This window comes from Actinoplanes sp. NPDC051405 (assembly GCF_055586185.1).
Map to the genome: position 1 here is coordinate 548561 of NZ_JBVJIR010000001.1, position 13381 is coordinate 561941.

Genomic DNA, 13381 nt, shown 5'->3' on the forward strand with positions numbered 1-13381 from the left:
AGGCCCTGGGACGGAGGATGCCTCGCTGTCCGGCTATTTCGCAAGGACCGTCCGGACCCTTCTCGAATTGATGTGAACGCTTCTCACGTTCGTTATGACAATTGCTACTGACGCTGCCCGCCCCGCATTTGTCAGGGTGAACGGGACGAGGAGAAGTCGACGAGCGCAGGTGGGAGAAACATGGGATCGCCGACCACCGTCAAGCGACGGCTGAACGAGCTCGGACTGCGCAGCAAGCTGCGGGCCCGCCCCCGCGTCCAGGGCCGGGTGCTGGCGCCGGCCGGGATGTTCAAGCGGCTGCCGACCACCGCCGGGCTCTACTTCCCCTTCTACCACGACGTCCCGGCCGAGTACGCCGGCGACCTGCGCCGGCACCTGCGCACGTTCGGCCGGCTCGGCCCGCTGGTCTCCTGGGACGACGCGCTGGACGTCCTGGCCGGGCGCCGCCCGCTGGACGGGCCGATGTTCTGCCTGTCCTTCGACGACGGGCACCTCAGCTGGCGCGACGTGGTCGCCCCGATCCTGGCCGAGCTGGATGTGCCGGCCACCTTCTTCCTCACCTCCGGGCTGGTCGGCCAGCCGGGCAACCTCACCTGGTCGGACTGCCGGGACCTGGCCGCGGCCGGGCACCGCTTCGGCTCGCACACCGTCACCCATCCGCGGCTGGCGGACGCCGGTGACGACGCCGCGCGCCGGGAGATCGCCGGTTCGAAGTGGGAGATCGAGGACGAACTCGGCGTCGAGGTGCGCGACTTCGCCGCACCGTACGGCAATCCCGCCGTCGATTTCGGCAAGCGTGACCTGCGCATCGTGCGCGAGGCGGGCTACCGCAGCTTCGCCACCACGTTGCGCGACGCGATGCACCCGGGCGACTCCCCGATGTGGATCCAGCGCCAGGGCCTGCACCCGGCCTGGCCGGGCTGGGCCGTACGGACCCGCGTCCATGACTGACGCGCGGATCTACCTGTCCCCGCCCGACGTCAGTGACGTCGAGCGCAAGCTGCTGCTCGACGCCTTCGACTCCAACTGGGTGGCCCCCGTCGGCCCCGACCTGGACGCGTTCGAGGCGCAGGTGGCCGAGCTGGTCGGGGTGCGGCACGCGGTCGCGCTCAGCAGCGGCACCGCGGCACTGCACCTGGCCCTGATGGCGGCCGGCGTCCGGCGCGGCGACACCGTGCTGGTCCCCTCGTTCACCTTCGCGGCCAGCGCCAACGCGGTGATGTATCTCGGCGCCCGGCCGGTCTTCGTGGACAGCACCGCCGACACCTGGAACGTCGACCCCCGGCTGGTCGCCGAGGAGCTGCGCGTGCGCGCCGCCCGCGGCCAGCTGCCCCGGGCCGTGATCGCCGTCGACATGTACGGCCAGTGCGCCGACTACGAGCCCCTGCTCGTGGCCTGCGACCGCTACGGCGTCGCCCTGATCGAGGACGCGGCGGAGGCTCTCGGCGCGTCGTACCGGGGTCGCGCCGCCGGGTCGTTCGGGCTGGCCGGGGTGCTGTCGTTCAACGGCAACAAGATCATCACCACCGGTGGTGGCGGCATGCTCGTCACCGACGACGGCCGGATCGCGACCCAGGCGCGGTATCTGGCCACCCAGGCCCGCGAGCCGGTCGCGCACTACGAGCACCGGGCCGTCGGCCACAACTACCGGCTCAGCAACCTGCTGGCCGCCGTGGGCCGCGGCCAGGTGCAGCGCCTCGGCGAGCTCATCGCCGCCCGGCGGCGGACCGCCCGGTTCTACCGCACCGCGCTGGGCGACCTGCCCGGCCTGACCTTCATGCCGGTGGCGGACTACGGCGTGCCCAACTGGTGGCTCACCTGCCTGCTGGTCGACGCGGGCACGTTCGGCGCGGACCGTGACCGGATCATCGAGCACCTGGGCCGGCAGAACATCGAGGCCCGGCCGGCCTGGAAACCGATGCACCTGCAACCGGTGTTCCGCGACTGCGTCATGCGCGGCGGCGCCGTCAGCGCCGATCTGTTCCGCCGCGGGCTGTGCCTGCCCAGCGGCTCCGCCCTCACCGACCACGACCGGGAACGCGTCGTCGCGGCCGTGCGGGCGGTGGCCCGATGACCACGCAGCGAAGGGACGCCGGCGGGATGCGCATCGTCTACATCCACCAGTACTACTGCAACCCCACGATGACCGGCGGCATCCGCTCCTATGAGCAGGCCCGCCGGCTGGTCGCCCAGGGCCACACCGTGCACGTCATCACCACCGACATCACGCCGGGCAAGCGGTCGCTGGGCTGGCGGCGCACCGACGACGACGGCATCCAGGTGCACTGGTTCTCCGTGCCCTACTCGAACAACATGTCCTTCGCCCGGCGGCTGCGCGCCTTCGCCGAGTTCATGGTCCTGGCCGCGGCCAGGGCCACCGCGCTGAAGGCCGACCTGGTCTTCGCCACCAGCACCCCGCTGACCGTCGCCGTCCCCGGCGTCGTCGCCGCCAAGCTGCGCCGGGTGCCGTTCGTCTTCGAGGTCCGCGACCTGTGGCCGGAGGTGCCGATCGAGATGGGCGTGCTGCGCAACCCGCTGGCCCGCCGGCTCGCCGGGGCCCTGGCCAACTTCGCCTACCGCAACGCCGAGGACGTCGTCGCCCTTTCGCCGGGGATGGCCGCGGGGGTCACCGCCCGCCGGCCCGGCACCCGTACCACCGTCATCCCCAACGCCGCCGACCTGGCGCTGTTCGACGTGGCCCCGGAGGCCGTCCAGCGGTTCCGCGACGAGCACCGCTGGCTCGGCGACCGGCCGCTGATCGTCTACACCGGCGCCCTGGGCGCGGTGAACGGCGTGGAATACCTGGTGCGGGCGGCCCGCAGGATGGGCCGGACCGACCCGGACGCGCAGGTGCTCATCGTCGGGCACGGCAAGGAATGGGACGCCACCAAGCGGCTCGCCGCCGAGTACGGGCTGCTCGACCGCACCGTGCACATGTGGGAGAAGGTCCCCAAGGCCGACCTGCCGGTGATCCTCGGCGCGGCGACCATGTCGAGCAGTTTCGTCAGGCCGGTGCGCGCCCTGTGGGACAACTCGGCCAACAAGTTCTTCGACGCGCTCGCCGCGTCCCGGCCGATCGCCGTCAACTACGGCGGCTGGCAGGCCGACCTGCTGACCGAGACCGGGGCGGGGCTGGTGCTGGACCCGTACGACGCCGAGCAGGCGGGCTCGGTGCTGGCCGCGCACCTCCGCGACGAGCTGTGGCTCAAGCAGGCGCGCGAGGCGGCCCATCGGCTCGCCGTCGAGCGGTTCTCCCGCGATCTGCTGTTCGCGCAGTTCGAGGCCGTACTGAACCGGTCGGCGGCCGGCCGGAAGCAGGGTCGCCGCGGCCCTGTCGGAGCAGGCGTGACGATGGAGAACCAGAGTGGAACTGCGTGAGTACGTGCGGGCCTGCCGGCGGCGATGGCTGTGGATCGTCGTACCGGTGCTGCTCGCCGCCGGCGCCGCGGCCGGCCTGAGCCTGACCGCCCAGCCGGCCTACCGCTCGTCGATGGTGCTGTTCGTGACGACCGGCACCGGTGACCCGGACGCCAAGGCGAGCCGGCTCAACTCCTACATCGTGCTGCTCACCGGTCCCCGGGTGGCCGAGAGCGTGATCACCAAGCTGAAGCTGCCGATGACCACCGCGCAGGTGCAGGCCAGCCTGTCGGCGCAGGTGCAGGAGGGCACCGACCTGCTGGTGGTCTCGGCCACCGACGCGTCCGCCGAGCGCAGCAAGGAGATCGTCACCACCGCCACCACGTCGCTGGTGAGCCTGGCCAAGCAGCTCGATCCGCCGAGCACCGCCCCCACCGACGGGCCCACCCCGTCGGTGTCCATCGCGCAGAACCCGGTCACCACCGAGGTCCCCGGCAACCTGGTCCGCAACATCGGCTTCTCCGCGGTGCTGGGCCTGCTGATCGGCGCGGTCGCCGTCGCCGTCCGCGAGGCCACCCGCAAGACCATCGGCGAGGAGGACGACCTGCGCCGGCTCGGACTGGGCACGGTCGGCCTCATCTCGCTCGGCGGCCGCTTCGGGCGCAACGGCCATCCGGACGAGGCGCTCGCGGAGGCGTTCCGGCGACTGCGCAGCCTGCTGCCCGATGTCGCCGGCATGCACCGCGATGCCGGGCGCGGCACGTCTCTGCTGCTCACCGGGGCCCAGCCCAAGGAGGGCACCACCGCCGTCGCCTGCGGCCTGGCCATCGCCATGGCCGAGACCGGCGCCACGGTGGTGCTGGTCGACGCCAACCTGCGCAGCCCCGGGGTCGGCCGCTATCTGGCCCTGGACACCAGCCTCGGGCTGTCCGACGTGCTGGCCGGCAGCGCGGAGGTGCCCGATGTGCTGCAGGATTCGCTGGACGGCCGGCTGACGGTGCTGCCCTCCGGCGAGCAGCCGCCCGATCCGGGCGAGATCCTGGCGTCGCCGCGGCTGGGCGCGACGGTACGCACCCTCACCGAACGCTTCGACGTGGTGATCGTGGACGCGCCGCCGCTGCACGGCGTGGCCGACGCGGCCGTGCTGAGCAAGGTGACCGACAGCGCGCTGCTGGTGGTGCGGGCCAACCGCACCCGTACGGTCGACGTCGAGCGCTCGATGGACCTGCTGGAACGCGTCGGGGCCCGGCTCGCCGGCGCGGTGCTCAACGCTCTGCCGAAGAAGCTGCCCACCGGCGGCGCCTGGCACCGCAGCGCTGAGGTGCCGGCCGCGTCCGATCCGGAGCTGGTCACCCAGTTGTTCGGCGCGACCGGCCAGGACGACGAGTTCGCCGGCCCGGCCGACGCCGCCGACCAGACGGTGGCCACCCGGCCGGCCGGCGGCACCGCGCGGGGCCGGGCCCAAGTGGTCAAGGCGACCGTCGGCACGCCCGAGGAGGCCGCCGCGCACCCGCGCGACGCGGCCGGGGCGGCCGCGGCCCGCGGCCAGGCCCGGGTCGTCGTGGCCCAGCCGGTCGTGGCCCAGCCCGTCGTGGCCCAACCGGCTGCCGCTCAGCCCGCCGTCGTGATCGAGCCGGCCGAGGACTCCGGCGCGGCCGGCCCCTCCGAGCCGCCGCACCTGCCGGCCCAGCGGACCCCGGACGAGAAGTCGCAGCCCGGTGAGTGAGCTGCAGGCGGAGCGCGCCGCGCCGGAGGCGGGGCTCGCTCTCCCACGCCGCGGCGGCCCGTCTGCCTGGCTGCTCGCCCAGCTGCGCGAGCCCTATGTCAAGCTCGTCGCCTCCCAGCTGCTGACCGGCGGGGTCGCGCTGGCGGCCAACATCCTGATGGTCCGCGCCCTGAGCCCGTCCGGGCGCGGCGAGGTCGCCCTCATCCTGCAGGTCGTGTACCTGGCGACCCAGGTGCTGCTGCTGGGCACCGAACGCAGCTTCGTCGCGTGCTACCACGACGTCACGCCCGCGGCGGCGGTCCGCGCGTACGCCCGGCTGCTCGTCGTGCCCGGCGGGCTGGCCCTGTCGGCTGCGGCCGCCTTCGCCGCGCTGGCCCCGGAACGCTTCAACCCCGGGCCGGTGGTCGTCACCCTGATCATCGCCTACGCGGCCGCGGAGGCCTCGAGCCTGGCGACCCGGGCCATCGCGATCTGCGTCGGCCGGGTGCGCGACTTCCTGTACGCCCGCATCATCGAATCCCTGCTCCTGCTGGCCCTGCTGGTCACGCTGTTCGTGGCGGGCACCACCCAGCCGGCCGTGTGGATCCTGGCCTACCTGCTCTCCGGAGTGGTGCCGACCGTCGCCTACCTGGTGCTGTGGCTGCGTCTGCCGGCTCCCGCCGCCGCGCCGCTGGCCCAAAACCGCACGGTCCGCCAGGAGGGCCTCGCGCTCTTCCCGGCCGCCCTGTCCAACATGGCCATGCTGAGGTCGGACCGGCTGGCCCTGCCCGTGCTGGCCTCGACCTCGGCCCTCGGCCTGTACGCCAGCGTCGCCACGATGACCGAGCTGCTGGCCTGGCCGCTGCGCGCGTACGCGGACTCGCGGCTCGGCAAGTGGCGGGCCAGCCACCGCGAGGGCGCGCTGCGTACCCGTCCGATCGTCCTCGCCGCGGTTGTCTACTGCCTGGTCGTGGCCCCGATCGCGGCCGGCGGGCTGTACCTGCTCATCGTGCCGGTCTTCGGCGAGCAGTACGCCCCGGCCAAGGCCGTCGTGCTGCCGCTGGTCGCCGCGGCCGGCCTCTACGCCGTCTCCCGGATCAGCCTGGGCCTGCTCATCGCCCGGGGCTACAGCGGGCTGGTGTCCGCCGCCGAGATCACCGGTTTCGCGGTCAGCTTCGCGGCGTACCTGCTGCTGATCCCGTCGCTGGGCATCCTCGGCGCCGCGTACGGCTCGCTGATCGGCTACGGCGCCTGCCTGCTCTTCGCGCTCGTCACCAGCCGGATCACCCGGGACCGGATCGCGCGGGTGGCCCCATGAGCGAGCTTGCGAGCGAATCATCAACTCTGCGCCGGACGAATGTCATCGCCGGAGCGCAGCGGAGGCGATGGCAATGAGCTGGCTGCGGAATCCGCGCGTTTTTCTCGCCCCCGGCCTGGTGATGATCCTGGTCGCCATCGGCGGGCGGTTCACCCTGGACCGGGCCGGCTTCCTCGACCTGGCCTGGGTCGACCTGCGGGTGATCGGGCTGGGAATCGCCCTGGTCGTGCTCGCGGTCGACGTCGCCCGGCGGCCCCGCGTGCTGGGCGGGCACCGGCGTGAGGGCTGGCTGGTGACGACCGTGCTGTTCTTCCTCTTCCAGATCGCCTCGGGGCTGTGGGCGCCGCAGGCCTCCCGGGTCGGCCCGCAGACGCTCGACCTGATCCTGCTGGGCGTGCTGACCGTGGCGTTCTACGTCTACACGATCGGCGACCCGGCGGTGGTCATCCGCACCACGTTCCTGCTGTTCTTCGTGGCGGCGGTCATCTTCGCCCTGGCCGCGCTGTTCATCAACGGCCCCGGCGACCAGGGCCGCTATTCCGCGTTCGGCGGCGGTCCCAACGTCTTCGTCCGCATCGAGATCCTCGGCGTGATCAGCGCGGTGGCCCTGTTCCTGATCACCCGGCGCATCCTGCCGCTGCTGGTCATCCCGCTGTTCCTGCTGGCCGCGGTGCTGTCCGGCTCGCGGGCCGGCCTGCTCGCCGGGGTGGCCGTCGGTGTCGCCGCGCTCTTCAAGATCCGCGGCCGGCTGCGCACGGGTCCGGTCGTCGCCGCGGGTGCCGTGCTGGTGCTTGCCACCGCCACCGTGTGGGCGTTCGCGCCGCCCGCCTTCACCAACCTGTTCCAGGAACGGTTCGTCGAGCAGACCGTGCAGCAGCGTTACCTCTCCGACCGTACGGACATCTGGGCGGCCGCCTGGCGCCTGGCCGTCGAGCACCCGCTCGCCGGCGCGGGACTGGACGGCTTCTACGGCCTCATCGGCGTCAACCAGGGCGTCGAATATCCGCACAACTACGTGCTGGGCGTCGCGGCCGAGGGTGGCCTGATCGGCATCGGCCTGCTGACCGCGGCGATCGTGCTGTGGACCCGTACGGTGCGCGGCGGCGGCGTGCGCCCGCAGCTGACCGGCCTGGCCGTGGCGGCGGCGGTGTTCGTCGCGCTGAGCAGCTTGTTCTCCGGTGACTACTACGATGCCCGGCTGGCCTGGCTGTTCGCGGCCATGGCAGCTGCCGCGGCGGTCGTCCCCCTGGCCCCGGTGACCTCCGAGCTGGCTGTACCCGTCAGAGAGCCGGTGTCGTCATGACCGCGCACGCCAGGATCGGCCGCCGGGCGGTGCTGCTGCTCGCCGTCGCCTCGCTGACCGCCGCGAGCGCGCCACCGCGCACCGACGTACCGTCCATCATGGAGCCGCTGCCGGCGCCGCCGGCCGCACCACGACCCGATCTCACGGTCAAGCTCAAGCCGGTGTCGCACTGGGCGTCGGTGTTCCTGCAGAGCTGGGACTACATGGCCGACAACAGCCTGCCGCTGAGCCGGTCGGCGGACAGCTGGGACCACTACGACCTGTCCTACTCGGTCGACTCCTGCATCGCGATGTTCCGGGCCACCGGCGAGCACCGCTACCTCGACCGGGCCCTGGAGTTCGTGGAGAACGTGGCCGCCTCGGCCCGGCCCTCGTCGTCGCTGCCGGACAGCCGGTTCCACGACGACTACCGCGGCTGGGCGTCGAGCAGTTCGGGGCAGGGCGGCAACGAGGTGCCGCTCTACGAGAGCTACTTCTGGCGCTACGGGACCGCGCTGCTGCTCGCCATGCGCGAAACCCCTGAGATCGACCGCGATCCGGCGTACCGCGCCCGCTACGAGCGGCTGCTGACCTTCGCGGAGACCCACATCTTCGAGAAATGGTACGCACGGGGAGCCCGCGACTCGATCTACCGCGAGCGCACCCACATGGCCGCGCACTGGGCGCTGATCGGGCTGAACCTGTCCCGGATCACCACCGACCCCGCGCGCCGCAAGCGGTACCTCGAAGTGGTCGGCAACATCGACCTGCACCTGCCCGGCAGCGGCGCGAGCCTGCGCGGCCAGCTGCGGCGCAACCCCGCCGAGCCCACCGCGTACTTCTGGAGCGACGTCTGGGGCTCGGCCCGGCGGCCGGGGCAGGACGTCAGCCACGCCAACGGCGTCATGGCGTACGTCGTCGAGGCCCGTGACCGTGGCCGGCCCTGGACCGGCGCGGACATGGCAGCCTTCGGTGCGCTGCTGACCAAGGTGATCTGGCCCGGCGGCACCACCTACCGCAACTTCGTGGACGGCACCGGCGCCGACAACGGCTGGTTCTCCGACGGTTTCGTGAAACTGGGCCGCTACGACGCGGCCGTGCAGCTGCGCCTGGAGCAGCACCAGGTCGTCAACGACCAGTTCGCCGCCAACATGGCGCTCAACGCCCGGATCCTGCGGTCGTAAGGAGGCAATCGGAGATGAAGGCTTCGCTGGTGGACCCGACAGCCCGCGAGTGGAAGGAGGCACTGCAGCAGACCCCGCACGACATGTACCACGAGCCCGCGTACGTCGAGCTCGACGCGAAGCTCTACGGCGGTGCGCCGACCGCCTTCCACTACGCCGAGGAGGGCCGCCGGCTGCTCCTGCCGCTGATCCTGCGTGACGTGCCCGGCTCGGAGCTGCGTGACGCCATCTCGCCGTACGGCTATCCCGCGCCGATCGCCGCCGGCGACCCCGCTTTCTGGGCCCGGGCCTGCGCCGCCATGCGCGAGACGCTGCGCGCCGAGGGCATCGTGACGGCGTTCGTCCGGATGCACCCGCTGCTGGACGCGCCGCTGAGCACCCTGGAACGCTTCGGCGCGGTGGTCCGGCACGGCGAGACCGTCTCGATGGACCTGACCGTCAGCCTCGACGAGATGTGGTCCCAGACCCGCAGCGACCACCGCAACCACATCAACCGCGCCCGCCGCGAAGGCACCCGGATCGTCTTCGACGACTGGGACCGGCTCGGCGAATGGGTGGCCGTCTACCACGACAACATGCGGCGGGTCGGCGCGTCGTCGTACTACTTCTTCACCCGCGAGCACCTGGCCGCGCTGCACGACGCCGTCGGCGACCGCATGCACCTGGCCGTCGCGCTGGAGGGCGACGAGGTGGTCGGCGGCAACACGTTCTTCGAACACGACGGCATCGCCACCGGCTACGTGTCGTCGACCCGGCGGGCCCCCAGGCGGTACGCCGACGAGCTGCTGTACGACGAGGTACGGCGGTGGTGCAAGAGCCGTGGCGACACCGTGTTCCACCTCGGCGGGGGCAAGGGTGGCAGCAACGACTCGCTGTTCTCGTACAAGGCCGGTTTCTCGCCGGGCCGGCACCCGTTCCACACCTGGCGGATCGTCGCCGACCCGGACGCGTACCGCCGGCTGGTGGCCGACCGCCGGCCCGGTACCGACCCGGACGACCTGTCCGCCACCTTCCCGCCCTACCGTTAGGAGCCCGGCATGCGCATCACCTGCATCGGCGGCGGTCCCGCCGGCCTGTACTTCGCGGTGCTGGCGAAGCTGGCCGACCCCGCGCACGAGGTCACCGTGCTGGAACGCAACCCGGCCGGCGTCACGTACGGCTGGGGGGTGGTCTTCTGGGACGACCTGCTCGACGACCTGTTCCGCTACGACCCGGTCAGCGCCGGACGCATCGCCGAGGCGGCCTGCCGCTGGGACGAGTACGAGGTCCGCGCCACCGGCAAGGCGGTCACCCACCTGGCCGGGTACGGCTTCAGCCTGGGCCGGCACAAACTGCTGGACATCCTCGCCGCCCGCGCCGTCGAGCTCGGCGTCGAGATCAGTTACCGCGACGAGCTGACCGAGGTCCCCGACGCCGATCTGGTGGTGGCCTGCGACGGCGCCGGCAGCAAGATCCGCGACCAGCACGCCGAGCACTTCGGCGCGGAGATCGAGACGGGCCGCAACAAGTACATCTGGCTGGGTACGCCGCACGTCTTCGACACGTTCACGTTCGGTTTCGAACGCACCGCGGCCGGCTGGATCTGGTACCACGCCTACCCGTTCGACGACGGCACCAGCACGTTCATCGTGGAGTGCGCGCCGGAGACCTGGGCCGGGCTGGAGCTGGACCGCCTCGACGCGGTGCAGGGCTGCGCCCGCCTGCAGGAGATCTTCGCCGACCACCTGGGCGGGCAACCGCTGATCGACCAGCGCGCCGAGGTCGGCGGCACCGGCTGGCTGAACTACCGCCGGCTGACCAACCAGCGCTGGGACCACGGCAACGTGGTGCTGATGGGCGACGCGGCCCACACGACCCACTTCGCGATCGGCTCGGGCACCAAACTGGCCATGCAGGACGCGATGGCCCTGGCCGACATGGTGGCCGGCGGCGACGACCTGGCGGTGGCGCTGGAACGCTACGAACACCGCCGCAAGACGGCGCTGGCCCCGCTGCAACGGGCGGCGAAGGCCAGCAGCGAATGGTTCGAGCGGGTGCCGGACTATGTGGACCTGCCGGCCAAGCAGTTCTCGTACGCCCTGTCGAACCGCCGCGGCGAATACCCGATGTGGCGGTACCTGCTGCACGTGGCGACCCAGAGCGCGGTGCCGCGGGCGTTGCTGCGCTGGACGCTGAGCGGGCGGCGCTGGCACCGGGCCCGGCGCCGGCCCGCGTTGGCCGCGGCGAGCACGACGGTCCGCCGCCGGGTCCCACCGGCCCGGGTCGGGTCCGGCACCATGTGACCATGGTCGACACCGCCGCTCTCCTGGCCGCCTACGACGAGCAGATGCGGATGGCACACGGCACCGTCCCGTCCGGCATGACCTACGAGTACGACGGCCCGATCCTGCGGATCGTCGGCGCGCACGTCGGCCGGATCCGGACGCCCCGCGACGTCGGCGTCCGGGGCGTCGAGCTCGACCGGCTGATCGCCCGGCAACGGGACTACTTCCGGGCCCGCGGCCAGGGCGTCGAATGGAAGCTGGCGGCCCACGACCTACCCGCGGAACTGCCCGAACGCCTGGTCGCGGCCGGTTTCGAGCCGGAGCAGCCGTCAACCGTGCTGCTCGGTCACGCCGAGGAGGTGGCCGCCGAGCCGGTGCTGCCCGACGGCGTCGTGCTGCGGCGGGTCAGCGAGGCCGAGGACCTGCGCCGCTTCGCCGACCACCAGACCGAGGTGATCGGGGAGGACTGCTCCTGGGTCGCGGCCGACCTCGGCGCCCGGGTGGCGGCCGCTCCCGGCCTGATCACCATCCTGGTCGCCGAGGCCGGTGACCGGATCGTCTGCACCGCCATCGCGACGTACTATCCGGGCACCGACTTCGTCGCGCTGCTCGGGGGCGCGACGCTGCCGGAATGGCAGGGACGCGGTCTCTACCGCGCCATGATCGCCTTCCGGGCCCGGGAGGCGGTCGCCCGCGGCTTCCGGCTGCTGCACGTGGACGCGTCCCCGGCCAGCGCGCCGATCCTGCGCCGGTGCGGTTTCCACGAGATCACCACCTCGACGCACTACCAGTGGACGCCGCCGCAATAGATCGCCGCGCCGAGGTGTTGTACCACAGCGTGACCCTTGCTTTCGCCGTTCTGGGCGACTCCATCGCGTACGGGCAGGGCGCCGCCCGCCAAGCCGACACCATCGGCGCGCGGCTGTCCGCCGACCTTGCCACCGCCGGCATCACGACCGACTGCCGGGTGTTCGCCGTCCCCGGCGCCCGCAGCCAGGCCCTGCACAGCCAGGCCCGCAGCGCCGCCACCTGGCGTCCCGGGCTGGCGTTGATCATCATCGGTGCCAACGACCTCACGCACTTCGTGCCGCCGGCGCAGGCCGCGGCGAGCCTCGGTGACGCCGTCCGGACGCTGCGCGCGGCCGGCGCGGAGGTGGTCGTGGCTCCGGCGCCGGATCTGAGCGTGGTGCCGTGGGTGCCGCCGCAGACGCGGATGCTGGTCCGGGCGGCCAGCGCGGCGATGCGGCAGGCTCAGACCCGGGCCGCGGTTGATGCCGGGGCTCGGGTCGCGGACATCGAGGTGGGTTCGGCTGACGCGTTCGCGGTGGATGCGAGCTTGTTCAGTGCGGACCGGTTTCATCCGTCCAGCGCCGGCTATGCGGTGATTGCGGAGTCGCTGGCCCCGGCGGTGCGGGCTGCGGCTGCGGCGGCTCTGGCCGGCCGCGCAGGCTGAGGTACGCGGTCAGCCTGCCGACGCAACACTGCTGGTGAACGAACCGCGCGCCCCGCGGCAGATGAGGGCGCCTGTGGACCGCAGGAGCTCAGCGGCATGGTTCCATTCATGAAGCGACGCGGAGTTCCCCGATCCCGCCCTCGCCGTCGTGGATCTGCGCTCGGTGGTGTGCCGTGCCCTGTGCGCCGTCACCTGTGCCGCGTGCTGGGCATGCAATGTGAGTCGGGGAATCGAACCCCCGCGCCTGCCCCCGGCGCGCCAGGCGTGAACCGGATTACCCGCCGGCTCTCGGGTTTGCGCACGCCTCCACGTCGGTTACCTGCTCCGCGTCGATCAGTCGAGCAGATCGACCTCCCAGTTGACCCGCTGAATCAGCGTGTCCACTTCCCGTACCTGCCGGGCAAGATCGTCGGCCTGGCGGCGCAGCTCAGCGACCGGTAGCGCCGGGATCATCTTCAGCTCGGACCGCAGCTGCCGGTATCCGCGCTGGCCCTCACCGGCCGCGGCGTCAGCTGCGGACGTGACCATACTGTGGCGCAGGCGCAGGACGTCTCGCCGGGCAAGCGCGTCGGTCAGTGTGCCGCCCTCAACCACAGTCGCGGCATTGGTACGGTTGATTCGCCTGATCAGCGTTTCAAGCTCAGTGAGCACTTCGCCCGCCTCGGCGAGCAGGAACTCTGCGTCCTCAGCCGGAGCCTCGCCTTCCTGGAAGCGCGCGCTGCTGGTGATGCGAGAGCGGAGCTGTTCGGCACGGCGCGACGCATCTGCGCGCAGCGCGAGAGCTTCGGCAAGTTTCATGGGAGCAGTATGGCCATCCA

At 72.3% G+C, this 13381-nt stretch carries 12 protein-coding genes; 11 read left to right on the forward strand and 1 reads right to left on the reverse strand.

Features of this window, described 5'->3' with window-relative positions; translation table 11 throughout:
* The first annotated feature begins 180 nt into the window (after window positions 1-180).
* From ACZ6S4_RS02490 to ACZ6S4_RS02540, 11 genes are all read left to right on the forward strand, one after another.
* Window positions 181-951 carry a polysaccharide deacetylase family protein gene (locus ACZ6S4_RS02490; protein WP_465473171.1) on the forward strand — a complete coding sequence of 257 codons (771 nt, stop codon included), beginning with the start codon at window positions 181-183 and terminating at the stop codon, window positions 949-951.
* Window positions 944-2074, forward strand: coding sequence for a DegT/DnrJ/EryC1/StrS family aminotransferase (locus ACZ6S4_RS02495; RefSeq protein WP_465473172.1), 1131 nt, complete (start codon window positions 944-946; stop codon window positions 2072-2074). Before ACZ6S4_RS02490 ends, ACZ6S4_RS02495 begins: the two co-directional genes overlap by 8 nt.
* Entirely contained in the window at window positions 2071-3378 is a 1308-nt protein-coding gene (locus ACZ6S4_RS02500; protein WP_465473173.1) for a glycosyltransferase family 4 protein, read from the forward strand. The genes ACZ6S4_RS02495 and ACZ6S4_RS02500 overlap by 4 nt, the downstream gene beginning before the upstream one ends.
* Entirely contained in the window at window positions 3365-5083 is a 1719-nt protein-coding gene (locus tag ACZ6S4_RS02505; protein WP_465473174.1) for a tyrosine-protein kinase domain-containing protein, read from the forward strand. The genes ACZ6S4_RS02500 and ACZ6S4_RS02505 overlap by 14 nt, the downstream gene beginning before the upstream one ends.
* Window positions 5076-6380: a lipopolysaccharide biosynthesis protein gene (locus tag ACZ6S4_RS02510; RefSeq protein WP_465473175.1), complete on the forward strand. Its 1305-nt coding sequence runs from the start codon at window positions 5076-5078 to the stop codon at window positions 6378-6380. Before ACZ6S4_RS02505 ends, ACZ6S4_RS02510 begins: the two co-directional genes overlap by 8 nt.
* Before the next feature lie 73 nt (window positions 6381-6453).
* On the forward strand, window positions 6454-7683 hold the full coding sequence (locus ACZ6S4_RS02515) for an O-antigen ligase family protein (protein ID WP_465473176.1): 1230 nt from the start codon (window positions 6454-6456) through the stop codon (window positions 7681-7683).
* A complete protein-coding gene (locus ACZ6S4_RS02520; protein WP_465473177.1) occupies window positions 7680-8846 on the forward strand; it encodes a hypothetical protein in 1167 nt (388 codons plus the stop codon). The genes ACZ6S4_RS02515 and ACZ6S4_RS02520 overlap by 4 nt, the downstream gene beginning before the upstream one ends.
* A 14-nt stretch (window positions 8847-8860) precedes the next feature.
* Window positions 8861-9874, forward strand: coding sequence for a GNAT family N-acetyltransferase (locus tag ACZ6S4_RS02525; protein WP_465473178.1), 1014 nt, complete (start codon window positions 8861-8863; stop codon window positions 9872-9874).
* Between the two features lie 9 nt (window positions 9875-9883).
* A complete protein-coding gene (locus ACZ6S4_RS02530) occupies window positions 9884-11128 on the forward strand; it encodes an FAD-dependent monooxygenase (RefSeq protein ID WP_465473179.1) in 1245 nt (414 codons plus the stop codon).
* Between the two features lie 2 nt (window positions 11129-11130).
* The gene (locus tag ACZ6S4_RS02535; protein ID WP_465473180.1) at window positions 11131-11919 is read left to right on the forward strand and encodes a GNAT family N-acetyltransferase; all 789 of its coding nucleotides are present in this window, start codon (window positions 11131-11133) and stop codon (window positions 11917-11919) included.
* Between the two features lie 29 nt (window positions 11920-11948).
* The gene (locus ACZ6S4_RS02540; RefSeq protein ID WP_465473181.1) at window positions 11949-12563 is read left to right on the forward strand and encodes an SGNH/GDSL hydrolase family protein; all 615 of its coding nucleotides are present in this window, start codon (window positions 11949-11951) and stop codon (window positions 12561-12563) included.
* A 333-nt stretch (window positions 12564-12896) separates the two neighbouring features.
* Here the strand turns inward: ACZ6S4_RS02540 and ACZ6S4_RS02545 are convergent, their stop codons facing one another.
* Window positions 12897-13361 carry a DIP1984 family protein gene (locus tag ACZ6S4_RS02545; protein ID WP_465473182.1) on the reverse strand — a complete coding sequence of 155 codons (465 nt, stop codon included), beginning with the start codon at window positions 13359-13361 and terminating at the stop codon, window positions 12897-12899.
* Window positions 13362-13381: the final 20 nt, after the last annotated feature.